This window comes from Pimelobacter simplex, assembly GCF_024662235.1.
GTDB lineage: Bacteria > Actinomycetota > Actinomycetes > Propionibacteriales > Nocardioidaceae > Nocardioides.
This window is the reverse complement of sequence record NZ_CP096276.1, coordinates 482,701-507,085: the sequence shown is the minus strand read 5'-3', so window position 1 is coordinate 507,085 and position 24,385 is coordinate 482,701. Positions and strand designations below refer to the sequence as shown.

The window sequence follows — 24,385 nt, the reverse complement described above, 5'->3', positions numbered from 1 at the left end:
TCCGGAGAAGCAACAGCCCGGCCGCCAGTTCGGACATCTGACGACCGGGCTGTCTCAGGCCTGGCCGGTCTGCGCGCTTCTCGGGTTAGCGGCGCTTCTTCGACAGGCCTGCCCCCAGCGGGATCGCGGACACGGCGAAGGCCGCGTCGTGGGCCCCGTCCAGAGGGAGTGGGGTGAAGCCGCTGATGCGGATCGAGGCGTCGAGGCGGCGGCCGAAGTCTTGGGCGTTCCAGCCGGCCGGAACTGTGATCGAGACCGCGGAGGACACCTTGACCAGCGACCGGCCCATCTCGAGCTTCTCGTCTCGCTCGTGCAGCTTGCCGACCGACTGGCGGTCCTTGGCCCGCTCGACCTTGCCGGCCTTCTCACGAACCGTGCCAGCCATCACCGCCGACATCTGCGCCCGGCCGGTGGCCCGGTCGGCTGCCTGCTGGGAGACCGGCCGGTAGAACACCGTCAGGGCGCGCCGCTCGCCTGGCTGGGAGGGAACCAGCACGCGCGCCAGCGCACCCATCCGGGCACCCTTGCGGGGCAGCAGGATCGTGGAGGAGATCGACTCCCACTCCCCGTGCCGGTAGGACCGCAGCGCGGTCGACGCGGTGGTCGGACCGGCTGCGCCCAGCGGCACCCCGGCCGCGATCGACGGGTCCTCACGGTGGTGGATCGCCGCGTCCGCGAGCGCGGACGCATCGCCGGGCTCGAACCCGGTGCGGATCGCCACGGCGAGCTCGGAGCTGTCGAGCCAGGTCACCCGCGTGCAGCCGATCGAGCCGGTCAGCCGGGCCTCGACCTCGGCCAGCACCGAGTACAAGATGCGCGCCCGGCCGATCACACCGCGCCCGGCGCGCTTGGCGTCCTTGTTGATGACCTCCTCCCGAACCACCACGGTCACGAACGCCTCCCGGCGCACCGCCGCGCCGGAGGTCATCGCCTCCAACTGGGCGTTCACCCTCGCCGATACCTCCGGCTCGCCGGGGCGCGCGTTACGGCGCACCCACTCCTCGCGCTCGGTGCCGTCGTCGGGGATGGTGCGGACCTGCACCACGATCAGGTCGATCTGGTTGCCGGCGGTGGCGGCCTCCATCATCTCCGTCAGCCCAGCGCCCATGCGGAACCGGTCGGCGTCGTCGCTCATCCCGATGCCGGGGTGGACGACCCGTGCGGTGGCCGCCCAGGTGCGGGCCGCGTGGTTCTGGATGATTGCCGGGCGTGCGGTCTGCCCGGTCATCGGCGGACCGTCGTGGATCTGGATGCCGGACAGGATGCCTGGGAGGTCCGCCTCGCCAGCGTCGCCGTCGTCCTCATCGTCGCCGAGGTCGAGGTCGCCCGCGGCGGCCTTGGACTGGAACCGGGACCAGCCGAACGCTTGTCCGGCCAGGTGCCGGAACACGACGCCGATCCACTCGAAGGCCGAGTGGCCTCGGATCGGCAGGCAGATCAGCAGTCCGACCGCGGCCCAGGCGGGGATCGTGCCGAGCAGCGCGAGCCACTGCCCGATAGCGATCGCCATCCAGGTCGGCAACCCGGCGGCCAGAACCAGGAAGAACTGCGGGCCGGTGAGCCCGAAGAGCCAGGCCTCCCGGTCACGGGTCGCGGATACCCCGTAGACGCTCATACGAGGAACGCTCCGTCCTCAACGGCGGCCTGGGCCTCGGGGGGAATGTCGTTGGCGACGCCGGCGCCGTTGGCGTCGTTGACCGGTCGGAACTTCTGCCCGTGCTGCCCCTCCCTGTGCTGGCCGTGCCGCTTCTGCTCGGGGGTGTGGTCGGTGGGGTAGTAGCCCTGGTTGCCGACGCCGGTCTGGCCGAGCACGTCAACGCTCATCGCGGCGCCGGTCTGGGCGACCTTCCCGGTCTTCTCCATCGCACCGCCGACGAGGCCGCCGACCTTGCCGCCGACACCGCCGCCGAACTTCTTCAACCCCGAGGACTGGAAGCGGTTTGCGGTCTCAGCCTCAGCGCCGTTCTCCGAGGTCGTGCGCCCGTCCGACGCGGTCTCGCTGGCGGCACCAGACCCGGACGTCAGGCCACTGCCGCCAGCGCGCTGGCCTTTCACCAGTCCGGCGACGCCGCCGTTGGCGTCCATCGTGGAGCGGAACGAGGCGCCCGAAGCGGTGCCGGGGTCGACGAAGGCGAGCAGCCGGAACAGCACCAGTGGCATGAAGCAGGCCACCAGCATGATGACCGCTCCGACGACCGACAGGCCGACGTTGTTCGCGCTCGAGGTGATGTCCCGGATGAAGGAGCCGTCACCGGTCTGGTTGTCGGGCATGCCGGCCCAGGCGAACTGGGTTCCCATACCGATCACCAGGGCCAGGAGTGGCTCGATCAGCACACAGGCCAGGAACCAGCGGATGGACTTCCACATCCACGACTTCGTGCCCTCCGACAGCGCACCTGCTGCGGCGATCGGCATGGTGGCGGTCAGGATCAGCAGGGCCGCCGAGCGCACCAGCATGATCACCATGTGACCGAAGGCGGCCGGGATCAGGATGAACAGCGCGCAGAGCCCGAGGGTGGCTGCTTGCGTTGTGCCGGAGACGGTGTCGACGAACCCGTCGCCGGCCGCGTAGCCGGAGAAGCTGTCGACGCCGAGCAGGGTGTCCAAGATGCCTTTGGTCAGTCCTGAGGCGCCGGCGATGAGGCCTGCGCTCACGGTGATCCAGCAGGACAGGACGACGCCGTACTGGACCACCCCGGCAGCCAGCGTGCCGAAGCCGCGGCCATCTTGGCGGATGACCGCGAGCCCGATCTGGCCGAACGCCATCACCAGGGCGATCACCAGGGCGATCCACAAGGTGACCGAGTACAGCGTGGCCAGGTCGGGGTCGGCGACGTTTGGGGTGAACCCGTCGATCAGTCCGAACGAGGTCGTGAGCAGCCACATGGCACCGGACCAGATCGCCATCATCATCGAGGTGAACCCGTCGGCCAGGGTTTCCTGGGCCTGGTCCCCCAGCCAGTGCAAGGGGTTGAGATCGACCATGGGGACGGTGCCCGCGATCGTGTGTGTATTCATGACTGTGCTCATTGCTGGGGGACCTCCAGCCACTGGTAGCCAGCGTCGAAGGAGGCCTGGGACCCGGGCCACAGCGACGGCGCCGGTGCGGGCTCCTCACCCGCGCCGATCAGCCACCGGCCGTCCTGCCACACCATGCGTTGGCAGTCGGCGGCCGCGACCTGCTGCGACTGACCCGCCGCCGCAGTCGTGGTCGTGGTGGCGGTGATGATGAAGTCGATGCACGGGATGACGAAGTCGTCGCCGACCGTGCCCTTGATGAACCCCATCTTCGGTTCGACGCCGATCGTGATCGTGTTCTGCGCCTCCGAGGACAGGCCGGCCGACTCCAGGAGTCCGGCCAGCCCCTGGACGCCCGACCAGCTCTCGGCCGTCGGACCGCCGGGCACTGCCCACCGGGTGATGACGCCTTGGGCGACTCGCACCGAGGCGGAACTGAGTGCCGTGCTGTCGATCGCGGCCAGCTGCGCCAGGGCGCCCTCGGGCGTGTGCGGGAACCCGGTCGCCACACCGACCTTCCCCACCTCCCTCGGTGCCGGGATCTCGAGTGTCCCCGTCTCGCCCGACGACAGGGTGCCGGGCTGTGCGGCCTCCAACGGCGCCGTCGGCAGCGCTTCGTTGGCGAGCTGGTCTTCGGCGGACTGTGCTGGCTCGGAACCGGCGTTTCCTGGCGAGGAGGAGCCGGTGAAGATGCTGACCACCGACCACACTCCGCCCGCCACCAGGGCGAGAACGACGACCACGGCGGCCCCCAGCAGGACCTGAAGCCGCATCCGGGTCCAGTCCGTGTAGGGGTCGGCCAACCGGGTCAGGTACAGGTGGCGGGGCCGGCCGAACATGTCAGCAGCCGTCCCCGACGATGCCGTTGAGGATCGCGTAGATGGTGACGAACGCGATCGCGCCGATCACGGTCCAGAGCAGTCCCGAGGCGCCCATTTGTGCGGCACGGCTCATCTGGCCGAACTTGCCCACGATCAGCGCTCCGGTCGAGGCGAAACCGGCGCCGATGATGATGGCGATGACGCCGTACTTGACCCAGCCGAGCACGTCGTTGACGTACGGCGCGACGCCAGTCGGTGCCTGGGCGCAGACGTCGCCGACGCCCTCCGCCCCGACATTGCCCGAAGCCGCCAGCATCTGCGTGGCGACCTCGGCGATCGCGTGGATGATCATCTGTCTCTCCTTCTTCAAGTGCGGTTCGTCGCCAGCGGGCCGGTGATGGTGGTGATTCGATCCAGCAGGCGGTGGGAGGGGTTGGTGAGCTGCTTGGGCAGCGGGCCGGGACCCAGGCCCCGTAGGGCCTTGGTGGGCAGCAGCGGCGCGAACAGCACGGCTTCCTGCCGGTGGGCGGTGCGCAGCAGCCGGCCGGCGGTCGAGAACTCGCGGTCGCTCCAGCGGCCGGCACCGACCACGACGACCACGACCTGGTCGGCGGCGAGCTGGTGCTCGAGGTCCGCCAGTGAAGCCTCGGTCTGGCTTAGCGCGAGACCGTGCGGCCGGGTGACCAGGATCTCCGCGTCGGCTGGTGTCGTGGCGACCCAGGCACTGGCCGGGCAGGCGAGGAGCTCGCGCATCGACCAGCCGGCGTCCAGGACGGTCAGGTCGACGCCGTCGACCGGCCGCGGGGTGGGCACCTCGGCGGGGACACGGACAGCGTTTGCGACGCGGTCGATCAGCACGCCGTCGCCGCGGCGGCCGCGGCGCCAGCCCTGGGCGGCGCCGAGTTCGGTGACGGTGGCGCCGAGCAGTCCTGACCAGGCCGGGGCGGCGGCATCGAGCACCCTCGTGCGGATGCCGGCGACGTCGGCGACGTCGGCGAGAGCGAGGGCGATCGTCGAGGCGCCTGCGCCCGCGTTGGCGGGCCGCACGCGCACCAGCGGCGCTCCCATGCTCGGCACGGTCGCCGTGTCGATCGGACGGTGCGCGCCGGCGGCGCCGACTCCGTGACCGCCGCCGGCAGATGCAGGGGCGGAGGCGGCGGTGGCGGTGGTGCTGTCGACGGAGTCGCTGATCGGGCGCGCGTGCAGGTCGTCGATTGGCGCCGTGGCCTCGGCCCGCGCGGTCGCGGTGGTGAACCGACCGGCGGCCAGGGCGGCGGCCGCGGCCTGCAGTTCGCGGGTGGAGTAGCGCGGCGGGGTGCGGGTGCTCATCGGGCTGCCCCGATCCGTGCGGCCCGGAGCCGCAGCGCTTCACGCAAGACCGCGGCGGGGGTGTTGCGGAGCACCTCTCGTGCCTGCGCGGCGTGTTCGGCGTCGGCGCGCAGGCGGGCGAGCATCTGCTCGATGTCGCACAGCGCGTGGTCGACGCTGTGGGCGGCCACCACGTCCAGCAGCTGTGCGACGACGTCGGGGGTCGGCTCACAGAACCTGACTCCGATGGGTGCCTGATCGTCCATGCCTAGGAACAGCAACCGTGCCCAGCCCGGATCGGACAGGGCGCGGCAAAGTCCGTCCAGAATGCTGGCCGAGATGTTCAGGCGATCGCCGCCAAGTACTTCGGGACAGCGTCGCGCAGCCGCGCGGCGATGCGGTCGCGACGACGTCGGATCGTCCGCATCGCGAGGCCATGGCGCTCACCCACGACTCGCTGCGCTTCTTCTTGCGCCATGCCGTCGCCTTCCGCAGTGACAAGCTCGACAAGCAGGTCGACCTCTTCGGTGGCGATCACGCCGACCTCGCGCGCCCAAGTCAGCAAGTCGGCCAGATCTTCGACAGGGTCCTCGATCTCGGGGACTGCGATGAGGAGGTTGCGGTCCGTCTGGCTGTCTGATGCACGTTCTCGGGGTCTTGGAGTAGAGGCCCAGCCGTTGTCGAGCCATGCGTCAAGGGAGGTCGTGTCTATCCGGGAGACCATGCCGGCGGCCGGGCGGCTGAGACGCTGCCGGGCGCGCCGCAACAGGTAGGTGGCTGCGTGGCGGCCCAGTTGCGGCTCGGCTCCTTTGACCTCCTCCCACACCGTTGCGGTGACGTCGTCGATCACGCACACGTCGCTCAGCATCCGCGCTACCCGGTTCACGCCGTCCTCGAGCAGTACGGCCACGGCGAGGGCGGCGTCGTCGTCATCGCCCCCGCGGCGAGACCCAAGGGCGGTTAGTCCGGCGACCACCTGGTAGCACCGCTCGTCGCGGCGACGCCATCCTTCGCGCGCCGCCTCGAGGTCGGCGAAACCGGCCAGCCGGGACTCCATCTGCTGCCACTGCGCCCACCTCCCCGACCGTTCCAGACTGCTGGTGACCGAGGTGGCCAAGGCGCTTTGAGCCTGGCGCCGCTGATGCTGGCCCTCCCGCCAGGACTGGCCAGGCCCCGGGATGTGGGACGCGGCGCGGATGGCGACTTGGTGGGTGGTGACTTGATGGGTGGGGTGACTGGCCGACATGGCGGTCCTCCGAGAGCAGACGCGATCAGGACGCGCCCATGGCAGAACCGCCCCCTCACCACCTCGCTCACCAAACCGGTCACCACCGGCTCACACGGGTCGGCCGCCGCTCACCAAACCGCTCACCAAGAATACAAACCCCCAGGTCACAGGGGGTGCGCCGCTCACCAGACCGCTGCAGAGAAACCTGAAACTGATCGGCCGAACCCGCGCTCTGGGGACCCGCTGGTCGGCGTTACCCGGCTGCCCAGTCCCGCTGATCGAGGACGGTCTCGGTGCGGGGCGGAAGATCCTCGTCGAACCGGTCGACCACATGGTCGCGGAGCAGCTCGTCGGCGGCGGCACGACCCGACTCAGCCTCGGCGGCAGCAGCCAGATCGAGCCAAGCGACGTCACTGTGCGGGCTGGCCTTCCGAGCCGCCTCACAGGCCAACCGGACCAGGTCAGTGCGCCCGCTGGTCACCGCCCGGGTGGCGAGCAGGTGGGCGGTGTCCTCGATCGCCGCGGCCAGGACATGGTCGTGTCGCTGACCCTGGAAGAGCCACCGGAACCGCCGGTCGGTCGCGCCCTCGAAGGGCGCGCCCGTGACCAGTGACAGCGCGGCCGCCAGGTCCTCCTCGCACCCGCCGGTGTCACCGCGCCGCTCGGCTCGGTGTCGCAGCCGCAGGAACAGGTCTGCGTTGTTCAGCACCCCGCCGGGTCCACGAACCAGGTCGTAGGTCGGGGTGGTCCCCCGGCGGGCCGCATCGCTCGTACCGGCCTCTGGCAGCCAGTCGGTGCCGTCGGGGCGGGTACCGAGCAGGAAGCGGGCGTCGGTAGCGCGGTTCTGCACGGTCCCGGTCGTCTTCCATCCGAACGCCGCCATGGCCCGCTCGCCGGTGACCCCGCGGTCCTGGACGGCCAGGTAGGCGATGAAGGAGACCGTGACGCCGGTGCTGGCGATCGCCTTGGGGTCGCCGCCGTTCAACGCCCGCAGCTCGACCGGGCCGAGCAGGTGGATCTTCGGCCGCGGCGAGGAGTCGTCGAACCAGTCGGCGAGGTCCTGATCCAGCGTCGGGTCGAGTGCGGCGACTTCGGCTCGGGTCGTCTCCGGGACGCTCCGTGCGGAGGCTGCGAGGTCGTCGGCCGTGGTCGCCGCGACCGTCAGGTATACCTCGTCGGCCGCGGGCAGGATCGAGGACCGGTCACCCCCCTCGGTGTGGCGCGGCTCGGTGTATTCCTCACGCAGCGACCCGTCGGCCCGGGCGTATCCGCCCAGCGGCCCCCCGTCGGAGGCCGTGTTCGGCATCGGCTCGTCGGCGAGGTTGCGGGTTGCCGCCAGCACCTCCGCGATCGGGGCGGCCTGTTCAGCCGCCATCGAGAACGCCTTGAGGCTGATCCCCCACATCGGCAGGTAGGCGGTCCCATCGCCTCGCAGCTCGATGGTCGGCGCCTCCTCCTCGCCGTGCACGACCACCACTCGGGACCGCTCCCGGTCCTGGTGGCCGGCGACGACCTCGGCGCCGGGCCGGGAATCCACCACGACCACCACCGGGTTGGTGCTGTCCAGCACCAACCCGTCGCGGCGACGGGTCAGGACGTCGGCATCGAGGTTCTCCGCGACCTCCTCCATCGTGGCAGCCACGGCCGCGGCGCGGGCCAGCGCCTCGCCACGCTCGACCTGCCGCAGCCGGGCCGGGTTGAGACCGATCATCTCGGCGCCGAACTGTCCGGCCAAGAGCACCTCGCAACCCTGCGCCCAGGCGTTCACGGCGAGCTCTGCCACCCAGAAACGGGCCAGGCCAGCGACCTGCTCCGGCGGTCCCCCGATCCCGCACACTCCCAGAGCCTCGAGGTCGATGTGCCAGGTGCGGCCGCCCTCGTCGTCCCCGATGCTCACCAGCGCCGGATAGGGCGCCGGCTGGGCCCCCAGGTCGGGCTCGAGGAGCACCTCGCGCGGCAACATCCACGCCCGAGCATCGTCAGTGGCCGTCCAGCCCTCCGGAACCTCGCCGACAGCGGGCTGGGTGAACAGCAGCGTCAGGTCGTCCTCACCCATCATTGCGGCGCCAAGCTGAGGCAGCGAGCTTCGCTGCATCCTGCAGGACGCGGCGACATGCCGCAGTGCGCGGTCGAGGAACTCGACATCCTTCTGGGCCGCATGGCCGTGTTCGACGATCGCCTGCTCGACATCGGTGAGCTCGGCGGGGGTGGCAGCGATCGTCCGGCCGATCCGGCGGTTGCGGAACTGGCGGCGACGGTTGAGCGCCAACAGGCCGAGCGCACCGAAGGACAGGCAGGTCGCGGTGGCCAGCAACGCGCTGGGTGCCGTCACGCCGTCCTCGTCGTCTTGTGCATCGACTGCGGTGCCCCCGGCCCTCTCGCCGTCTGAGTCGGCGCCGACTGGCGGTGACGTGGGCGTGGGTGGTGGGTCGTGCCGTTCGGACGGCACGAGGTCCAGGCTCGCGTTGTCGTCGTGTGCCTCGTTCACAACTGGGTCGGGTCGAACTTCGCGCGGAGCGGTGTGTGGCACTTTGTGCTGTTGATGATCGACGCGTGCCGGCGTTTCGGCGGGAATGTTGAGCCTCCAGCCGACGTCGATCACGTCGGGGTCGACCAGGTGCTGGCCCCCGGGTTGCGTGATAGCTGTCGAGGCCTCGTAGATCTCGGGGTATCGATCCGCATCGCCCAGCTGCTCGAGAGCGATCTCCGACAGGGTGTCGCCGGGGTCGACCGTCACGATCTCCGCGACTATCTGGGATGTCTCGCGGCCCTGGGCGGGCACCACGAGTTCCCACCCGGGTCGGATCTGATCGGCCGAGGTGAACACCGCGCCGTCGTTCATCTCGCGGCCCTCGTTCAGGACCGCGATCTCCGGCCACCGGTCCCCATCGCCCAGCACCCGATCCGCGATGTCCCACAGCGTGTCGAGCCGCTTCACCGGAACGGTGATGGTCTTGACCGGCCTGTCCTTCTTCTCCGTCGTCACCACCGGCTGCGCAGGAAGGTCGTGCCCATTCTGCTCAGCAGCCTGCACCACCTGACCGGCCGCCGAGGGCCCCGGGGCGGTCATCGCGGCCACGCCGCCCACCGCGACCGACGCCGGGATCGCGGCCACGACCACCGCCGTCACCAGACGCCGCGCGAACTGCTGCTGCACACCCAGCGTCAACGGCGCCCGCAGCTGGACCCGGTCGTCGGTGACGGCTGCGATCGCCTCGGTCGCGATGCACGCGAGCAGCTGCAGCCACAGCACCCACACCACGACGGCGAGCAGGCCGACGATGGCACCGTCGGTGAGAGGCGCGGTGAGCGAGACACCCTCGGTCGGCCAGGGGTTCCCGATGAACGTGATCAGCGCCCACGGTGGCCCGACGACCACCGCCAGAAGCACCACGACGGCGGCCAGCGCCTTGATCACCTTCATATGTCTTCCCTTCTTCGCGCGCCAGGACCTCTACTTGGGGAAGTCCACCAATCGCGCGATGTGTGACGGCCTTCGGTTAGTCGTTCTCGGCGATCGAGACTGCTGAGGCGGTCGCCTCGACGGGCAGGGACCCCACGCCGACGATCGAGAGGATCTTGGTGTCCTGCCTCGAGGTCACCGTGACCGTGACCTCGTCGCCGTTCACCGACACGCTCCCGTGAGCATCCACCCGCGCCAGGTAGGCGTTTGCGGCCGAGATCGCCCGGCCCGGGTCGACGCGCACCACGCCGTCCCGCAGCGACCCCTCATTCAATGCATCCGAACCGGCCCGGGCGGCCTGCTCGGCCTGGTTCATCGCCTCCCGTCGAGCGCCGAGGGTGTAGCCGCCGTCGATAACCAGCCCGCCGACGACCAGCAGGGCGACGCCGAGGATGACCACCATCCCGGTTGACGCCGCACCACGCTGACCACGTGCTTTGCACCGTCGCCCCTTCAAGACCGCTGCGACAGCGGCCAACGCGAACCTGGTGGCCACCAGCATCTTCGCGCTCACTCGGCTCTCCACGTCTCGATCGGGACAGTGGAGGTTGCGGTGAAGACCCTGCTGCCTGGGAAGCCCGCCAGAGCGACCGAGCTGAGGTCCGCAGTGCATCTCACGGTCACACTCAGCTGGCCGCCGGGCTCGTAGCCGCCGAGGTTGACCGAGACGTCTAGGTTCGTGCAGCTGATACCGGCCTGGCCGAGCGAGTCGCGGGCGGCCTGCCGCGCGGCCGCATCTGACGCGCCGGTGTTCCGCTCGAGCGAGGCGGCCCGGGCGGCGTCCGCGGCGCCGGCCTGGACCTGTTGGTCGGCGTGGGCCATGCGGCCGAGTCCGACGACGAACAGCAGGATCACGATCAGCACCGGCGCGACCACGACCATCTCTAAGGCCGCTGTCCCCCGCTCCCCACGAGGCGCAGTCAGCCGGCTGATCCGCGGGATCATCACTGACCACCCGTGGGTGGCACATACCGTTCAACGGGCCCGGAGGCCGACTCCGAAACGCTCCAGGACACCCCCGGCACCAGCGAGATCACGTCACCCGAGACGGTCACGGTCGCGGTCTCTGCGCCGCGGTCGACCTCGACGTTGCGGTCGGTCAGTGCCCGATCTCCGAGCGCACCGAGGAAGGTCATTGCCCGTTGTTTGGCGCTCGCCTCGTCGCCGTCGAAGGCACGGGCCTCGGCCGCGCCTTCCTGGGCTGCCTGCTCGGCGACGTTGCGGGCATGGAAGTACAGCCCGGCCTGTACGATGAGCATCAGGCCGAACAGCAGCGCGGGCGCGATCACGACCATCTGGCCGAGCGAGACCGCGCCTCGATCGTCTCGACTCCGCGACATGACCCAATCCATGGGCTCAGGGGGTGGGGATGCCCTCGGCGGATCCCTTGAACTTGTTGATCAGGATCCCGCCGATCACGATCGCGCCGCCGACGATGATCGCGCCGAGCACCACCACGGTGCCCAGCTCGACAGCACCTCGCTCGGCGCGGGTCGCCTTGACCTGCGTGATCGCCGATCCCATCCAGGCACGAACCACGAGAATCTCGAGAAACAACATCCGAACCACTCCTCTCTTTGTGTTGGTGGTTGCGTCAGATCGCCAGCACCGCGTACAGCGCCGGAAATCCGATGAAGATGAAGAACCCGATCGCGAGCACGACCTGGGCGAGCTGGATGGTCTGATCGGACTTGCCGGCCGAACCCTCGTCCTCGGCGAGCTGTCGACGCCGCTGGGTCGCGGCACGCGCCGAGAGCGAGGCCTGAACCTTGGAGCCATCGTCGGCCACCAGCGTGAGCGCGGCCCCTAGGTCCGCGAGCTCCTGCAGCCCGGTGCGCTCCCCCAGCTCGCCGAGAGCCCGCCACGGCGTCGCGCCGACATAGCGGGCCTCGTCGATCGTGTCGCGGATCAGCTCGAACGCCCACCCCGACCCAATCCGCGCACACGTCGGGAGCGCCTCGGGAATGCCACGGCCGCCGGCCAGCGACATCGACACCAGGTCTAGGTAGCACGCCAGCGCCCGCCGCAGATCGTGCCGTCGCCCTTCGGCAGCTTGGGCCGCGGACAGGTCGGGCAGCCAGAACAAGATGGCGCCGAACACAATCCCAGCCACCGCGGGGACGGTGAACCCGAGCGTGATCCCAGCCGTCGCGTAGAGCAGCGTCACGACGACCGTCGGGAACAGCAGTCCGAACAGCCCGTAGCCGCACTTGCGAACCAGGTGGGCCTCGAGACTGGTCTCGGTGAGCTCGAGGTTGCCGCGCAGCTTGGTCATCGTGATCCCATGCCGGATCAGCTGGGTGACCAGCCACCGTCCGAGCCGACGCTGCTGGGACCCCAGGTCGAACCCCACAGCCTCGACCTGGCCGCCGGCGGCTCGCTGGGCGCGCTGCCGCTCCCAACGACGAAGCGAAGTGGCGAGTTGCGGCCGCGGTGGCACCAGGGCGTAGATCAGCAGGCACACCGCGGCGCCGAACAGGCAGCCGAGCACCAGACCGGTCGTCATCGCCGAGCGCCTCCGATCGACATCGGCACCTGCAGCGCATCGCCGACCTCGCCGACCCCGACCAAAAATCTGGCGGGCGGGCGGGCCTGTGCCGCGGCGCGGATCCACACGAGGCCGGCTGCGAAGATGGCGAGCACCAGGGCCAGCACGAACTGGCCGAGCACGGTGGAGTAGGGCGCGACGTACTCGCGGGAGAGGACGGCGACACCGAGTGCGAACGCGCCGGTGGAGATCAGGATGATGGTGGCCACCCGGCGCAGTGCCTTGCGGTTCTCCTCGACCCGGCGGCGCATTTCGATCTCCTCGCGGGCCGAGGTCGCGAGCTCGCTCAACGTCTTGCCGAGCCCCTTCCCGCGCAGCCGCGAGTTCAGGATGAGCGCGGCGACGACCAGGTCGGCCGAGGCGTCCTCGAACTCCTCGGCGAACTCTGCAAGCGCTTCCGGTAGCGGGGTCTGCACGTTCATCCGACCCTCGAGCCGCTCCAATGCCGGGCGCAGGATCGGCGGCGCGGTCGCGGTGGTCGACCGGATCGCCTGCTCGAGCCCGATCGCGCCCGCGATCGTGTCCCGCAGCGATTCGGTCCACACCGCCAGCGCCTCGAGCCGCTCGACGTGCCCGACAGCGGTCTTGTGGCCGCCGAACATTGTCGGCCACAGGTAGATCAGTGCCGCGGCCGCGATCGCTGCCACCGGCCACCTGGTCGCGATCGCCACCACCAGGCCGACGCCAATCCCGATCGCCGCGCGCCGACGTGCGGCGGTGCCCCACAACATCGCGCCGCGGCGCGGCCGGCCCGACGGCGTGGTCGACAGGGTAGGCCGCCACCCCATCCAGGCCGCCCCCAGGAACACGAGGCTCCCGCCGAAGGCGAGCCCGAGGAACAGTCCGGTCAGTGTGGTCGGGGACATACCGTCACCAGCTCCCCGGGGGCGCCCAGCCGGCCGCCTTGAGCTGTGGGAGCCGCTGCGGCAGGCTGCCGGTGAAGTCGGCCTTCTCGCTCTCGCCGATCTGGAAGATCTCCGAGGCGAGCGCAACGCCCTCGTCGTACCCGTTCACCTCGAGGATCGAGTCGAGTCGCCGCTTCCCGGTCACCGGGTGGCGGCTGATGTAGACGACGAAGTCGAGGCCGCCGGCGATGAGCCGGTAGGAGGCCTCGGTGGGCAGCTTGGCCTCGGACTCGATGGCGTAGGTCGCGATCCTGGTGAAGACCTCGCGGGCGGTCCGGGCGTGGATCGTGGAGAACGAGCCGTCGTTGCCCTGGCCCATCGCGTTGAGCAGGTCGATGATCTCCGGGCCGAGGGTCTCCCCGACGATGACCCGGTCGGGGTTCTGCCGCAGGGTCCGGCGCACGAGGTCGGACATGGTGACCCCGCCCTGGCCTTCGGAGTTGGCGACGCGCTCCTCGAACTCCACGCAGTTGGGGTGCCGCGCTCGGTCCGCGCGCAGCGCCAGCTCGAGGGTCTTCTCGATGGTGATGATCCGCTCTTCGGGGTCGATCTCGGAGGCCATGGCCTTGAGCAGGGTGGTCTTCCCGGCGCGGGTGCCACCGGCGATCATCACGTTGAAGCGGGCCTTGACCAGGGCTCGGAGGAAGTCGACGTGCTCCTCGGTCAGGGTGTCGTTGCCGAGGAGGTCCTCCAGTGTCGGCTTGTCGTAGCGTTGCCGTCGGATGCTGATCGAGGGCCGCGTGGCGACGCCCATGACCGCGGAGAGGCGGGAGCCGTCGGGGAGCTTGAGGTCCAGTTGCGGGTTGGCGGCATCCCAGGGTCGGGAGTTGAGACCGGCGTAGGACGCCAGGGTCTGGATGAGCTCGATGAGCTCCTCGTCGCTGCTGGCGATCGGGTCGCCCGGTTCGTGCCTCGCGCTGTTGGCCCGGGTGATCCAGACCTCGTCGCAGGCGTTGATGTCGATGTTCTCGATCGATTCGTCGTTCAGGAGGGCCTGGAGGCGACCGGCGCCGTACATGCGGGCGTGGACGCCGTCGACGAGTTCCTGCTCGACGTCGGTATCGAGCGGCGACTCGCCCAGCGCGAGGCGCTTCTCGGCTTGCTCGCGGACGACGTCGGCTATCAGCTTGCGCGCGTACTGCTGCTCGTGCTGGCCGCTCAGTGGCGGCTGGCCGGTTTGGCGGCGCTCACGTTGCGTGCGCTGGAGTCTCTCGCCTACTTCCTTGTGGACCTGGCGAAGCAGTGCGGGATCGACGCGCATCACAGCACTCCTGCCGGCTGGAGGATGGTCTGGGCGACCGCACGCGCGCCACGTAGCAGCAGGGTGCGCGAGAGACGACCGGTGGCCTTCTCGCCCTCCTGGACGCGGTCGAGGGTGCGCGGGTCGGCGGGGATCGGCATCGCCGGCGAGATCGGCAGCCCGTGAGTCCCGAGGACGCGGTCGAGCTCGGCCAGGTCGCTGCCTGCGTATTCGTCGCGACCGACCAGCAGCGGCACGATCCGCGCACGCCCGTCGGTGACGAGTGCCGAAACGAGGTCCTGCAGCCCCTCGTTGAGGTGCATGACCGAATCGAAGGTCGTGGCCACGACCGGCAGGAACACCTCAGCGGCCTTCGCGAGCGGCATCACGGTGCTGGCCCGGTCGAGTCGTCCGAGGTCGGCGATCACGTCGACGTCGGCGGCCTGACATGCCTCAGCGATCGTCGACCACAGCTGGCCAACACCGCGGGCCTGAGCAACCGACGCCACGCCCGGGATCACGTTCACCCCGCAGGCGAGCAACTGGGCCTGCGCCGCGATCGCGTCCGGGTCCGCCAGCCCGTCACGCATCGCCGCGGCCAGCGTCAGGACCCCCCGGTCGGTGTACAGGAGACCGCCGTACGCGGCCTTGCACCGGTACGCCAGATCGCCACCGGCCGGATCAGCCTCGAGCAGCACCACCTGGCGCGGCCACACCGCGGCCAGCGCGAGCGCCGTGGAGGTAACCCCGGGCGAGCCCTTCATAGAAGCGATTGCGATCAACACGACGAGGTCACTCCCCCCGTCCAGTCGGGGGTGAGAGCGATCTCGACGACCGCGACCCGGTTCTGCGTCGAGTACGCCGCAACGCGACTGGCATCGCCCTCGTCGACGATCAGCGTCAGCAGCACCTGCGACCCGGCCACCGCGTCACCGCCAACCTCATAGACCTCGGCTGCGGTCGCCAACACCTCCGGCGCGTCGAGCGCAGCGTCGGCATCCTTGCCACCGACTGGAGCGCCGTCACCGGAAGGGACCGCGATGACATCGACGTGGTCACCCGGCTGCAGACCTGCACCGGGGACCCGGGTCGGTTCGAGAGCAAGCCCGATCACCGCCTTCCCCTCCCCCGGCACCGGAGAGCTGGTGACCATCGCCTCGGTGAGCACCTCGCCCTCGACTATGTCGACAGTGGCCGCCTTCCCGACGACCTGGTCGACGTTCTCGACAGGGATCGCATCGTCGACCCCGGAGACCGACACCGACACCAGATCTCCACGCTCGAGTACGTGACCCTTCGCGATCGGCGCCCCGACCGCGAGCACCGAGGTCTTGTCACCGGCCCTCAGGCCCCAAGCAGCAACACCCAGGCCGCAGCCAATCACCAACAGCGCCCCCAGGATCACCAGGCCCATCGACCGCTCGCGAGGTCGCAGCGGCCCGGTCGCTGCCTTGCGCTGACCTGACAGCAAGCTCTGCGCCTGCTGCTGACGCCCGCTTTCGCTGCGGCTGTCGCTGTTCGTCGTGGTGGTCACCCGAGTTCCCTCCCGTACGGCTACTACTGGACGACGACCGACTGTCGCTCGTCGACCTCGATCGCGTCGTTGCTTGTCAGACTCGGCACCTCTCCGAGATCCCCGTTGTCGATGAGGCATGCACCAGAGCAGGTCCAAGTCGCGGAGTAGGTGATGGTCGCGCTCACGTCGTACTTCCCATCGGGCTGCCCGTCCGACAGCGTCGAGAACGTGTAAGAACAGTCGGTCTGCGCGTTCGACGACATCCCACGAACCCAGGGCCGTCCAACTGAACTGCACGACGTTGAGCCCTCAGTCAGGCCCCAGTCCACACGCACGGGAGCCGCAGTTACCGTCACCGACGTAGCGCCGGCGGTCACCGTCAGCGACAGCGAGTCCCATTGTGCTTCGGGCAGCCACAGCCAGGTCTCGAGCCCGACGTACGTCGCCAGCGGCGGATCCGGCGCGATGTGAATCGCCGGCACCGCTAGGTCCAGCTGATCCAATGCCCGCTGCGCTAGCACGCGCGGATCCGGCAGTGGCGCCTGGCCGTTGCCGACGAAGATATAGGTGATCGGAGGGCCGGGGCACTGGTAGATGCTTCCCGCCGTTGGGTCGTGGTTTCCCCAAGCAGGATCGCTCGCGGGCGGCGGAGGTTCGGTGGGTCCGTAGCAGTAGGCGCCGGGCGGATTCATCCAAACCCCGCCGTTCCCGTCTGTGCATTGGCTGTCAGGAGCGGAAGGGCACGTGCTGGCGCCGCCGTTGTTGTCACCGGGGCCACCCGGATCCGCCGGGCTTCCCGGGTCCTGTGCCGGGACACAGATGGTGCCGCCGCCTGGGCCTGGAGCCGGCGTTTCGCCGTCGGGGCATCCGCTGCCGTCGGCGTCGGCGGATTGGATCGGTAGGAACGCCAGGCATGCGGAAGTCACGGCACAGGCAAGGGCTGTTCTCAGCGATCGCATCGTTGAGGCCTCGGCTCACTCGTCGCATCGCTGAGTTGGTAGATCAGCCAGTCGTATCCCTCGGGCTTGGACAACCTGATCACGCGGAGCCGGGGGTGCGTAGCCCAAGGATCGGGTTCGATCGTTTTCCCGCGTTGGGTGTTCGTGATCGACGTGTAGTCGACGCACTGCTCGATCTCGACGTTGAGACCGTCACCGGTGATCGACTTGGCGCGCGTCCAATAGACGTGGGCCGTTCCCTCGCTTCTCACCTCGACTTGCTCGTAGTCCTCGAGTCGCCGGAGAAGGAACTGCCACTGGGGGCTAGGGAAGTAGTCCTTGAAGACGGCTTCGGCCGCCGGCGTTGCCGCGCCGTCGGCCCAGATTGGTTCGGACCTCTGCTCATAGGATTCGAACCGCTGGAGCGCGGCCTCGTACGCACGGATCTGCTTGGGTGTGTAGTCGGCTTCCCAGGCCGGCGTCGTTGCAGTCTCCGTTGGCTTGGTCGGCTCGGTCGGCGCACTGGAGGTACTGCTCGGCTCGGCTCTGGGGATCGGGTCGGGAGCGTCGTCGTCACCGCATGCGGTGAGGCCGAGTGTGAGGGCGGCCAAGATGGTGGCTGTGACGAGCGGACGACGAATCACGGGCAAGGCCTCCCCGAGTGAGATCTTGTGCTTGCCAGAGCGTAGTGCTTCCGCCCGGCACAACTTCTCAACGATGCGAGCGCCACCGGATCCTGCTCTGGTTGCCCGACGGCCCGCGCCAGACTGGCGGACACAGACGCCGGCGAGGGGTGTATGGCCCGCGGATGGCGCGCCGCACGTCGTGTCGTTGTGGCAAATTCGCTCGGCGTCGCGGTCGCAGCATGCGGAATCCAGGTCGTCGGCGCGCAAGTGGTCCCGCTCCGCCCGTGCTCGCCGGGCGTTGATGCCGGTCGCTCAGATCGATCCCTCCTCATGCCGCGCGTCGCGTCCGAGTTCATGTCACACCGACTCCGGTCCATGGGTCGCCTCCTTCCGCATGCGCTCCAACAGGTGAAGGCAACAACGGACGCCGGAAATCGGACATCCGGCCGCGGAAAGTCCGCACGACTGGTGGCTAGGGGTGCGTCACTCGGCGCGGACGGCGCAGCGATCGGGGTTACGGATCTGCGCCCCGAGCTGGGTGTCGAGAGCGGAGTCCGGCGCAGGGGCAGGACAGCAGCACGCGAGGCCCCGGGGAGAGGAATCCTGAGCACATCGTGAACCGCCAGGGGCATCCCGGCCCCTGGTGCTTTGAACTGCTGACGCATCGCCACGACCGCGTCCTTCCCCTCCCGCCCGATCGGGGGAGGCAACTCATTGTCCGGGCGCCGTCAAGCCCGTCCGCCGCCGGCGCGCCTTGCTGTTCCCGCTTTCGAAGCGTTGCCGGACGTTAGCTGAGTATGACCGAAAACGTGCAGTAACACCATCATTTAGTGGGTCGTGGCGTGGGGCAAAATGCGGCCATGCCAAGCCTCCCATCACCACCGCGAATGTCACGGGAGGTGGCGGCCATCATCGACGCGATCGGCAACCGCCTGCGCACAGAGATCCTCAGCCTGATCGCGGACACAGCAATGACCGCCAGCGACCTCGCCGAAGCCACTGGCGGGGACGTCACCACCATCCGCCGACACCTCGCCATCCTCGAGGAGCTCGGGTTAGTCAACGCGGACCGACCGCAAGATGACCGAGGCCCCGGCCGCGGGCGCTTCGTGCTCTGGAAGACAAACCACCAGCGAGCCGAGGAAGTTGGCCGACGCTGGGTCGACTACGTCACCGGCCGCAACTCCCACGACTCCGCTGAGGACGAGTAGGAGCCAGCGGCGGCGTAGAGGGTGTGCAGCCGAGCGGCCGGTACGTGCACCTCGGCAACTTGCTCGTAAACCACCCAGAGCTGGGAGCGCCCGCCGGGAGGGTGACACCCCCGCGCGCCCGGGGCTCACCACCTCGGAGAGCGACGACGATGGTTGCCCGGACGCGCAAATTGCGTACATCTTGGCCACCGACCGGCTGGCGGTCGCGGACGGCGTCGAGCATTAAAACGAGGCGAATCACGGGATCGTGCTCCAACGCGACGCCGCCGCGGCGTCAGTACTGTCGCAAGCCTCACCCTCAACAGGTTCGCCTCCGGGCCGTCGCGCTGGACCCGCCCGAAGCACCTGCCCAGACCCGGGTCGACCGTGGCAGCCGACCGGTAGAGCGCTGTCCGATCCTCGCCGCGGCCGGTTGCTTCTCCGCGGGAGAAGAACCGTCCCTTCCAACCCGAAGTAGGTGTCGTCGATGACCGGCATTCTCAAGATCACCTCGCGCGACGAGCTGATCGCATCCATCCCCCATGCCCTTGGATTTGCGCCCTCCGAAAGCATGGTGTGCCTCAGTTTCGGTGATGGTCCTACCGCCCGCATCGACCTTCCCGACTCGCACGAGGACACGGGCGCGTGGCTCCAGCAGCTCACCGATGTATACCTCAACCGGCACCATCCGCAACGTGTTGCGCTGGTGGCCTACGGCGAGGACGGGCGCCGCTGCGTCGAGGCGCTTGCTGCGCTGGGTGACGCTCTCCTCACCGACGGTGTCGTCGGCCCCGACGTGGGACCGGTGCTGTGGGTCAACGGCAACCAGTGGACCGATCTGCTCGAAGGCACCCACGGCACCGTGGACCCGAGCGCCCGCGCCCGCATCGACGCCGAGTTCGCGATCCGCGGCCGCGTGATGCCGGCCGCCGGTCGCGACGATCTGGCCGCGGTGATGAAGGGCGACTCCAGCGGCGTGGCCGAGTGCCTGCCCGCAGCGTGGGAGCGGTTCGGCGACCTCGACGACCGGGGGCGGCGAGGTGAGGTCAAGTGGTTCGGTGCCGTGCTGGACCGCTTCCACCGCGATCGGGAGTACCTCTCCGACGTCGACGCGGCACGGGTCCTGGTCGCGATCAGCGACACGCGGATCCGCGACGCGGCCGTGTTCACGATGAGCCGCGAGGATGCTGCGGTCTTCTCCGAGCTCTGGCAGGACCTGGTCCGCCGGGCGCCGGTGGAGGTGCGCGACACCCCGGCAACCCTGCTGGCGCTGAGCTCGTTCCTCGAGGGTCGCGGCGCCCAGGCATGGGTCGCGCTCGACCAGCTCTCGAAGAACAACCGGCTCGGCGACCTGGTCGCCGCCGCCCTCACCCAGGCGGTCGACCCTCGCGAGTGGGACAAGGCCCTGCCTGCGACTGCCGGCACCCTCATGCAGCAGGCAGCGCTGCGCGACACCTTCGCCCCGGGACGACGGACGAACGACCAGGCCGCGGCCGAGGCCGAGGCCCACCGTCGCGGATCCATCGACCCGGACCCTCGCGGCCCGGCCGTGGGCCACTGACCATGAAGGAGAACCCGGTGACGAACATGCACTCACGCCTCGAGGCGCGGCTCGCCCGCCTCCTCCTCGCCCCACCCCCACTCGCGGTTCCGGCTACGACGCCGATCGCCAAGCTGGACCTCGTCTACCTCTCCGGTGAGGACCAGAACCGCCTCGACAGGCTGCTCGACTAGTCCCAGCCCCTTTGCATGTCAAGGGTTGAGCCCACCTCCTGTGCATGACGCGGCGTCGTCCACAGCCTCGAGACGACTGGGTTGCGCCGTCGGTCCGTCGGCGCACACTCAGGGGAAGTGCCGGCTCGTCCGGGAGGGCCGGGCCGCGAGCCGTGGAAGGTCGGTCCCGTCTAACGGGGAGGTAAGGGCATGCGGACGTCGACGAAGCTGATCCGGCTCTGTGCGGTCGTGCCTGCCGGCGTCGCGGGGAGTTTCGTCGCGATCATGGGCCTGGGGTTCCTCCCCGAAGCGGGGCTGGTGTTCGCGTTCCTGGGCACCCTTGTCGTGTCGATCGTGCTGGGGTGCGGTTGGTGGGAGCCGCCGGTAGCACGGATCTTCGGCTTCGCGCGCGGACTGCGCCCCGGTGAGCGCGCCCTGCTGGAGCCGACGCTGCGCCTGACCGCGAACCTCGGCCTCGCGCCCGGGCAGGTGCTGGTACGGCTGACCGACCTCGAGGGACCGCCGGCGACTCAGATCGGGCGCCGCACCGTGATCGTCGAGCCGTGGCTGTTGCGGAGCCTGTACGAGAGGCGGCTCACGACTGCGGACGCCGCGACCGCGATCGGACACGCCGTCGCCCGCCAGCGGGTCGGGCCGGCGCGCCTCGATTTCGCGGCGCGCCTGTGGGCGTTCCCCTGGACGCTGCTGTTCGTCGTCATCCGCCAGATCGCGCGCCTGTTCTCATGGGTGCCGGCCGGCGACCTGGCGTGGCACCTGAGAATCGTGCTCGGCGTCGTCGCACTGGTGCAGGGCTTCGAGCCGGAAGGTGATCCCGGACTCGGGGTCGCGACCGCGGTCCTGGTCGCCATCAGCTACCTCGCCCCGGCTGCCGATCGAGCGTGGCGCTCGGTGGTGGAGAGGGATGCCGACCGGATCATGGCCCGCGTCGGGCTCGCAAACTCGCTCATCAACTTCGTCCAGTGGCGCTACGGGCCCGCGTCGCTCGGGCGGGTTCACCGGATCCGCTCGGCCGCCGCGGAACCGAAGACAGATCCCGCCTCGGCCGCGCCAACGAACATGGCGAAGGTGGGGCCCCCGGGCGGTCGCCAGGTCCTGGTCCACCCACCAGCTGTGCACCAGTGACACCATCACCCGGATCTCGGCCGAACGGAGCGCCACACATGGACCACAGCGATGACCTTGGAGCAAGCGGCCACGCCACCGCTGCCCGCGAACACGTCGACGGCTTCAACCGCGCCACCATGTGGGCCCGCAACCAGCTTCCGTCCGACACCTCCGACCAGCTCGCCGAGTTCGCCGACCTTGCGGGCGCGCTCCCCCAGGCGTGCTCCCAACTGTCCACCGTGCTGGAGCAGGCGCTGGCCGACCAGGTGCTCAGCATGGACGAGATGACCGACGAGTCCGATCCGTCGATGGCCATCGGGCTCGCCCGCCTCCACCTCGAGGAGACCCGCGGACTCGCCGTGGACCTCTACAAGCACCTCAACAATGCGCGGAACGCGACCGCCCACATCATCAGCCAAGGCGTAGCCGACGGACAGGAGTCGATGCCCTGGAACCAGACGTGACCCGCCGCCGCGGGCGGCTACTCGGCGGGATAGTTGTTGTTCGCGGGTCGCGACGTGTCGGCCCGGGGCGGCAGGGTTGGCATGTCCTCGCCGAGGACCCACGTCCAGACCTCGGTCTCGGTCTGGGTGGCGATCTCGGCGACGGCTTCGCGGCCCTCCTCGCTGCTGAGCAAGAAGGCGGCGGTGGGGGTCTCGGTGTCGGTGAACACCAGGGTGGCCATCGGCCTGTTGGGTGCGAGGTTGTAGCGCAGCGACTTGGTAAACCGGCGGCGGTGCTCGACCGCGGTATCCAGGAGCAGCTTGTCGGCGACGGAATCATACGGCAGCCAGTTGCGGTCGGTCATGACCAACGAGATCTCCTCTGCAGTCGCGAGCCCAGCGCGGCCGACAGAGAAGGTGGCGATGACCATCAGGTGTCCCTTTTCGTCGGCCCGCCAGAGTTCAACCTCGTCGCGGAACCGCTTGTCGAGACGGGCCCAGAGCGCGTCGTCGACCATCAGCGGCGCGTCGGGCAAGTGCTTGACGACCAGCTTGTGACCAAACCGGGCGGACTCGATTGCTTTGAGTTCACCGATAAGCATCATGAACTGCTGAGCGGAGCCACGCTGCTGCAGCGGCGCCCACGTAGACAGCCGCCGGGCAGCGATCTCCCTCTTCTTCTCGGCGGTGAACGGTTCCGGGACATAGAGGCGGACGGCCAGCGGCTTGCCCAAGGTGTACTTCCCACGAGCGGCCTCGCGCAGATGCCACGACACCACGCGCCAGTTGCGCTTGCCCGCCATGCCCGGCGACCAGGTCGCGAGGTCGGCTTCCTGCCACAGGTAGTGCAGGACCGCGCGCAGGGTAAGCCGGTTCGGGTCGGCAGCAACCGAATCGGCCCCGCTCCCGCTACCGGCGTCAGCCGACGATGCTCGCTCGGTCTTGGACATCCGGAAGCCGAGCCTGATCGCGGTGAGTCCGCTGTCGGCTTCCTCGGTGATCGCGCTGCCGAGAACCTGGCCGAGCCCTGAGAGCGCCTCGGGCGGCAGGTAGGAGGGGCAGTGGTGCGCATGGGCGAGCCCGCTGTCGGGCATCCGCTTGACGACGTACCGGCCGGTGCCGATCCTCGCAACGTACATCGCCACTCCCCCGGGCCGGCACAGGCACAGCGGCCGGACCCGATCGGCATGTGCAGTGGCGAGGAGCTTCTGGACTTCGGAGTTCGTGGCGAGAGTGATGTGGCGGCCGTAGAGCCAGAACCTCTGTCGCTCACCACTCTCTGCGCCGGCAGACCGTGTTTGTTCCGTTGGCTGCGGGGCTGCGGAGTTCATCCTGCGTTCCTCGCGAGCGACCGGGGGCGGGCCGGCTCAGGCGCCCGGCAGAGTGAGGGGGTAGGGGTCGAACCAACGCTCGGGATCACCGCACACTGCTGCGACTACCGCCACGGGAACGGGCCACTGCGCATCGACGACACTGCCGTCCCTATCAACCTCGAAGCTGGACGGGAACAAGAGGGCCGCGTCCATATCATCGGCAAGGTCGCCGAGGGTCTCGGTGAAGTCGAACTCGGCCCCTCCCGAGAGGGAGGCGTACTCATCGGGGTCGTCGTCGACGTAGTCGAGGATCTGGTCGATGGCTTCTGAGCCGAGGACGGTCGCGACGACGACCTCTTCGGCGAAGTTCTGACAGGCGAGGTCCTTTCCAGTACGAAATGCCTCCGCGATGCGGTCACCTGCACTTCGCATCTTCGCCCACCATTGGGGTCGCATCTGGTGGGTGCAGGGCGGGAACCACATGTGGTCCGGCGCCGCGCCCGCAGCCGTAGCGAAGGTGTCGTCGATGAGGACGCCCGTCGCCTGCCAGAGGACGTACCGCTGCTGTTCGGTGAGGATGCCGCGCGTCCGGTCGTCCTCGGAGGGGACGAAGGGCGGCCGGGCGTTCTCGTTCGGCCCCGGTGTTGAGTTGAGCATGGCGTGCTGCCTTTCTCCTTGGGCTGGGTGCTCGCGTGGTGCGGGCACGACTGGCATGCGGGGAAAGGCAACGCGCGGTTTCGCGGTTCGGACATCCTGCGTCGCCCGATCTCCGCCCCGGCCTTTGCCGGACAGGCGCTCAGCGACCCCCGTGAGAGTGAATGTGGTGCTTTCGTCGTCGAACCGGCGCAGATCGTCGCGCATGTGCTGCACGGCGGCGCCATACCCGAAGCCAAGCGAGGCCCGACCCTTCGGCGCGGGTCATGGGTGAGCTGTCCTCGATCAGGTCCATGATCAGGCGGCGGCGACGCCGATCCGCGCGCATCCGCTCAG

26 protein-coding genes are annotated in these 24,385 nt (G+C 69.4%); 5 read left to right on the top strand and 21 right to left on the bottom strand.

The window, feature by feature from the left end:
- Positions 1 to 85 precede the first annotated feature (85 nt).
- From M0M48_RS02350 to M0M48_RS02260, 19 genes are all read right to left on the bottom strand, one after another.
- Positions 86 to 1,615 carry an SCO6880 family protein gene (locus tag M0M48_RS02350; protein WP_257754249.1) on the bottom strand — a complete coding sequence of 510 codons (1,530 nt, stop codon included), beginning with the start codon at positions 1,613 to 1,615 and terminating at the stop codon, positions 86 to 88.
- Positions 1,612 to 3,030, bottom strand: coding sequence for a type IV secretion system protein (locus tag M0M48_RS02345; RefSeq protein WP_257754248.1), 1,419 nt, complete (start codon positions 3,028 to 3,030; stop codon positions 1,612 to 1,614). The genes M0M48_RS02350 and M0M48_RS02345 overlap by 4 nt, the downstream gene beginning before the upstream one ends.
- On the bottom strand, positions 3,027 to 3,857 hold the full coding sequence (locus tag M0M48_RS02340; protein ID WP_257754247.1) for a hypothetical protein: 831 nt from the start codon (positions 3,855 to 3,857) through the stop codon (positions 3,027 to 3,029). The genes M0M48_RS02345 and M0M48_RS02340 overlap by 4 nt, the downstream gene beginning before the upstream one ends.
- 1 nt (position 3,858) lies before the next feature.
- Positions 3,859 to 4,191, bottom strand: coding sequence for a hypothetical protein (locus M0M48_RS02335; protein ID WP_257754246.1), 333 nt, complete (start codon positions 4,189 to 4,191; stop codon positions 3,859 to 3,861).
- Positions 4,192 to 4,205: 14 nt separating this feature from the next.
- Complete coding sequence (locus M0M48_RS02330; protein ID WP_257754245.1) at positions 4,206 to 5,168, bottom strand: hypothetical protein; 963 nt, start codon at positions 5,166 to 5,168, stop codon at positions 4,206 to 4,208.
- Positions 5,165 to 5,413, bottom strand: coding sequence for a hypothetical protein (locus M0M48_RS02325; RefSeq protein WP_257754244.1), 249 nt, complete (start codon positions 5,411 to 5,413; stop codon positions 5,165 to 5,167). Before M0M48_RS02325 ends, M0M48_RS02330 begins: the two co-directional genes overlap by 4 nt.
- A gap of 77 nt (positions 5,414 to 5,490) precedes the next feature.
- Complete coding sequence (locus M0M48_RS02320; protein WP_257754243.1) at positions 5,491 to 6,264, bottom strand: hypothetical protein; 774 nt, start codon at positions 6,262 to 6,264, stop codon at positions 5,491 to 5,493.
- A gap of 364 nt (positions 6,265 to 6,628) precedes the next feature.
- Positions 6,629 to 9,799, bottom strand: a complete 3,171-nt coding sequence (locus M0M48_RS02315) for a LysM peptidoglycan-binding domain-containing protein (protein ID WP_257754242.1) — start codon at positions 9,797 to 9,799, stop codon at positions 6,629 to 6,631.
- Between the two features lie 76 nt (positions 9,800 to 9,875).
- Positions 9,876 to 10,352, bottom strand: coding sequence for a pilus assembly protein TadG-related protein (locus tag M0M48_RS02310; protein WP_257754241.1), 477 nt, complete (start codon positions 10,350 to 10,352; stop codon positions 9,876 to 9,878).
- A complete protein-coding gene (locus M0M48_RS02305; RefSeq protein WP_257759294.1) occupies positions 10,349 to 10,783 on the bottom strand; it encodes a TadE family protein in 435 nt (144 codons plus the stop codon). The genes M0M48_RS02310 and M0M48_RS02305 overlap by 4 nt, the downstream gene beginning before the upstream one ends.
- Positions 10,783 to 11,178 carry a pilus assembly protein gene (locus M0M48_RS02300; protein ID WP_257759343.1) on the bottom strand — a complete coding sequence of 132 codons (396 nt, stop codon included), beginning with the start codon at positions 11,176 to 11,178 and terminating at the stop codon, positions 10,783 to 10,785. Before M0M48_RS02300 ends, M0M48_RS02305 begins: the two co-directional genes overlap by 1 nt.
- A gap of 16 nt (positions 11,179 to 11,194) precedes the next feature.
- On the bottom strand, positions 11,195 to 11,362 hold the full coding sequence (locus tag M0M48_RS02295) for a hypothetical protein (RefSeq protein ID WP_257754238.1): 168 nt from the start codon (positions 11,360 to 11,362) through the stop codon (positions 11,195 to 11,197).
- A gap of 70 nt (positions 11,363 to 11,432) precedes the next feature.
- Positions 11,433 to 12,344 (bottom strand): type II secretion system F family protein, encoded by a 912-nt coding sequence (locus tag M0M48_RS02290; RefSeq protein WP_257754237.1) that lies wholly within the window; start codon positions 12,342 to 12,344, stop codon positions 11,433 to 11,435.
- Entirely contained in the window at positions 12,341 to 13,252 is a 912-nt protein-coding gene (locus M0M48_RS02285; RefSeq protein ID WP_257754236.1) for a type II secretion system F family protein, read from the bottom strand. Before M0M48_RS02285 ends, M0M48_RS02290 begins: the two co-directional genes overlap by 4 nt.
- Positions 13,253 to 13,256: 4 nt before the next feature.
- A complete protein-coding gene (locus tag M0M48_RS02280; protein ID WP_257754235.1) occupies positions 13,257 to 14,552 on the bottom strand; it encodes a CpaF family protein in 1,296 nt (431 codons plus the stop codon).
- Entirely contained in the window at positions 14,552 to 15,295 is a 744-nt protein-coding gene (locus M0M48_RS02275) for a hypothetical protein (RefSeq protein WP_257754234.1), read from the bottom strand. The genes M0M48_RS02280 and M0M48_RS02275 overlap by 1 nt, the downstream gene beginning before the upstream one ends.
- 14 nt (positions 15,296 to 15,309) lie before the next feature.
- Positions 15,310 to 16,065 carry an SAF domain-containing protein gene (locus tag M0M48_RS02270; protein ID WP_257754233.1) on the bottom strand — a complete coding sequence of 252 codons (756 nt, stop codon included), beginning with the start codon at positions 16,063 to 16,065 and terminating at the stop codon, positions 15,310 to 15,312.
- A gap of 23 nt (positions 16,066 to 16,088) precedes the next feature.
- The gene (locus M0M48_RS02265) at positions 16,089 to 16,739 is read right to left on the bottom strand and encodes a hypothetical protein (protein WP_257754232.1); all 651 of its coding nucleotides are present in this window, start codon (positions 16,737 to 16,739) and stop codon (positions 16,089 to 16,091) included.
- A gap of 254 nt (positions 16,740 to 16,993) precedes the next feature.
- Positions 16,994 to 17,878 (bottom strand): hypothetical protein, encoded by an 885-nt coding sequence (locus M0M48_RS02260; protein ID WP_257754231.1) that lies wholly within the window; start codon positions 17,876 to 17,878, stop codon positions 16,994 to 16,996.
- Positions 17,879 to 18,510: 632 nt separating this feature from the next.
- On the opposite strand from M0M48_RS02260, the gene M0M48_RS02255 reads away from it, so the two are divergent.
- From M0M48_RS02255 to M0M48_RS02235, 5 genes are all read left to right on the top strand, one after another.
- Positions 18,511 to 18,822, top strand: a complete 312-nt coding sequence (locus M0M48_RS02255; RefSeq protein ID WP_257754230.1) for a winged helix-turn-helix domain-containing protein — start codon at positions 18,511 to 18,513, stop codon at positions 18,820 to 18,822.
- Positions 18,823 to 19,288: 466 nt separating this feature from the next.
- Positions 19,289 to 20,362, top strand: a complete 1,074-nt coding sequence (locus tag M0M48_RS02250; protein ID WP_257754229.1) for a DUF4192 domain-containing protein — start codon at positions 19,289 to 19,291, stop codon at positions 20,360 to 20,362.
- A 17-nt stretch (positions 20,363 to 20,379) separates the two neighbouring features.
- A complete protein-coding gene (locus tag M0M48_RS02245; RefSeq protein WP_257754228.1) occupies positions 20,380 to 20,535 on the top strand; it encodes a hypothetical protein in 156 nt (51 codons plus the stop codon).
- A 189-nt stretch (positions 20,536 to 20,724) separates the two neighbouring features.
- Entirely contained in the window at positions 20,725 to 21,657 is a 933-nt protein-coding gene (locus tag M0M48_RS02240; RefSeq protein WP_257754227.1) for a hypothetical protein, read from the top strand.
- A 38-nt stretch (positions 21,658 to 21,695) separates the two neighbouring features.
- Positions 21,696 to 22,103 carry a hypothetical protein gene (locus M0M48_RS02235; protein ID WP_257754226.1) on the top strand — a complete coding sequence of 136 codons (408 nt, stop codon included), beginning with the start codon at positions 21,696 to 21,698 and terminating at the stop codon, positions 22,101 to 22,103.
- A gap of 17 nt (positions 22,104 to 22,120) precedes the next feature.
- Here M0M48_RS02235 and M0M48_RS02230 read toward each other — a convergent pair whose 3' ends face one another.
- The gene (locus M0M48_RS02230; RefSeq protein ID WP_257754225.1) at positions 22,121 to 23,413 is read right to left on the bottom strand and encodes a DUF1173 domain-containing protein; all 1,293 of its coding nucleotides are present in this window, start codon (positions 23,411 to 23,413) and stop codon (positions 22,121 to 22,123) included.
- A gap of 36 nt (positions 23,414 to 23,449) precedes the next feature.
- The gene (locus tag M0M48_RS02225; protein ID WP_257754224.1) at positions 23,450 to 24,265 is read right to left on the bottom strand and encodes a hypothetical protein; all 816 of its coding nucleotides are present in this window, start codon (positions 24,263 to 24,265) and stop codon (positions 23,450 to 23,452) included.
- Between the last annotated feature and the right edge of the window lie 120 nt (positions 24,266 to 24,385).

What these genes read in the sequence shown, in the direction of transcription:
- M0M48_RS02240 (WP_257754227.1), top strand. Translation starts at nt 20,725, where the DNA reads ATGCGGACGTCGACGAAGCTGATCCGGCTCTGTGCGGTCGTGCCTGCC.
- M0M48_RS02340 (WP_257754247.1), bottom strand. Translation starts at nt 3,857, where the DNA reads ATGTTCGGCCGGCCCCGCCACCTGTACCTGACCCGGTTGGCCGACCCC.
- M0M48_RS02300 (WP_257759343.1), bottom strand. Translation starts at nt 11,178, where the DNA reads ATGTCGCGGAGTCGAGACGATCGAGGCGCGGTCTCGCTCGGCCAGATG.
- M0M48_RS02330 (WP_257754245.1), bottom strand. Translation starts at nt 5,168, where the DNA reads ATGAGCACCCGCACCCCGCCGCGCTACTCCACCCGCGAACTGCAGGCC.
- M0M48_RS02285 (WP_257754236.1), bottom strand. Translation starts at nt 13,252, where the DNA reads ATGTCCCCGACCACACTGACCGGACTGTTCCTCGGGCTCGCCTTCGGC.
- M0M48_RS02305 (WP_257759294.1), bottom strand. Translation starts at nt 10,783, where the DNA reads ATGATCCCGCGGATCAGCCGGCTGACTGCGCCTCGTGGGGAGCGGGGG.
- M0M48_RS02250 (WP_257754229.1), top strand. Translation starts at nt 19,289, where the DNA reads ATGACCGGCATTCTCAAGATCACCTCGCGCGACGAGCTGATCGCATCC.
- M0M48_RS02235 (WP_257754226.1), top strand. Translation starts at nt 21,696, where the DNA reads ATGGACCACAGCGATGACCTTGGAGCAAGCGGCCACGCCACCGCTGCC.
- M0M48_RS02280 (WP_257754235.1), bottom strand. Translation starts at nt 14,552, where the DNA reads ATGCGCGTCGATCCCGCACTGCTTCGCCAGGTCCACAAGGAAGTAGGC.
- M0M48_RS02230 (WP_257754225.1), bottom strand. Translation starts at nt 23,413, where the DNA reads ATGAACTCCGCAGCCCCGCAGCCAACGGAACAAACACGGTCTGCCGGC.
- M0M48_RS02315 (WP_257754242.1), bottom strand. Translation starts at nt 9,799, where the DNA reads ATGAAGGTGATCAAGGCGCTGGCCGCCGTCGTGGTGCTTCTGGCGGTG.
- M0M48_RS02335 (WP_257754246.1), bottom strand. Translation starts at nt 4,191, where the DNA reads ATGATCATCCACGCGATCGCCGAGGTCGCCACGCAGATGCTGGCGGCT.
- M0M48_RS02325 (WP_257754244.1), bottom strand. Translation starts at nt 5,413, where the DNA reads ATGGACGATCAGGCACCCATCGGAGTCAGGTTCTGTGAGCCGACCCCC.
- M0M48_RS02290 (WP_257754237.1), bottom strand. Translation starts at nt 12,344, where the DNA reads ATGACGACCGGTCTGGTGCTCGGCTGCCTGTTCGGCGCCGCGGTGTGC.
- M0M48_RS02350 (WP_257754249.1), bottom strand. Translation starts at nt 1,615, where the DNA reads ATGAGCGTCTACGGGGTATCCGCGACCCGTGACCGGGAGGCCTGGCTC.
- M0M48_RS02275 (WP_257754234.1), bottom strand. Translation starts at nt 15,295, where the DNA reads ATGAAGGGCTCGCCCGGGGTTACCTCCACGGCGCTCGCGCTGGCCGCG.
- M0M48_RS02295 (WP_257754238.1), bottom strand. Translation starts at nt 11,362, where the DNA reads ATGGGATCGGCGATCACGCAGGTCAAGGCGACCCGCGCCGAGCGAGGT.
- M0M48_RS02265 (WP_257754232.1), bottom strand. Translation starts at nt 16,739, where the DNA reads ATGAATCCGCCCGGCGCCTACTGCTACGGACCCACCGAACCTCCGCCG.
- M0M48_RS02345 (WP_257754248.1), bottom strand. Translation starts at nt 3,030, where the DNA reads ATGAGCACAGTCATGAATACACACACGATCGCGGGCACCGTCCCCATG.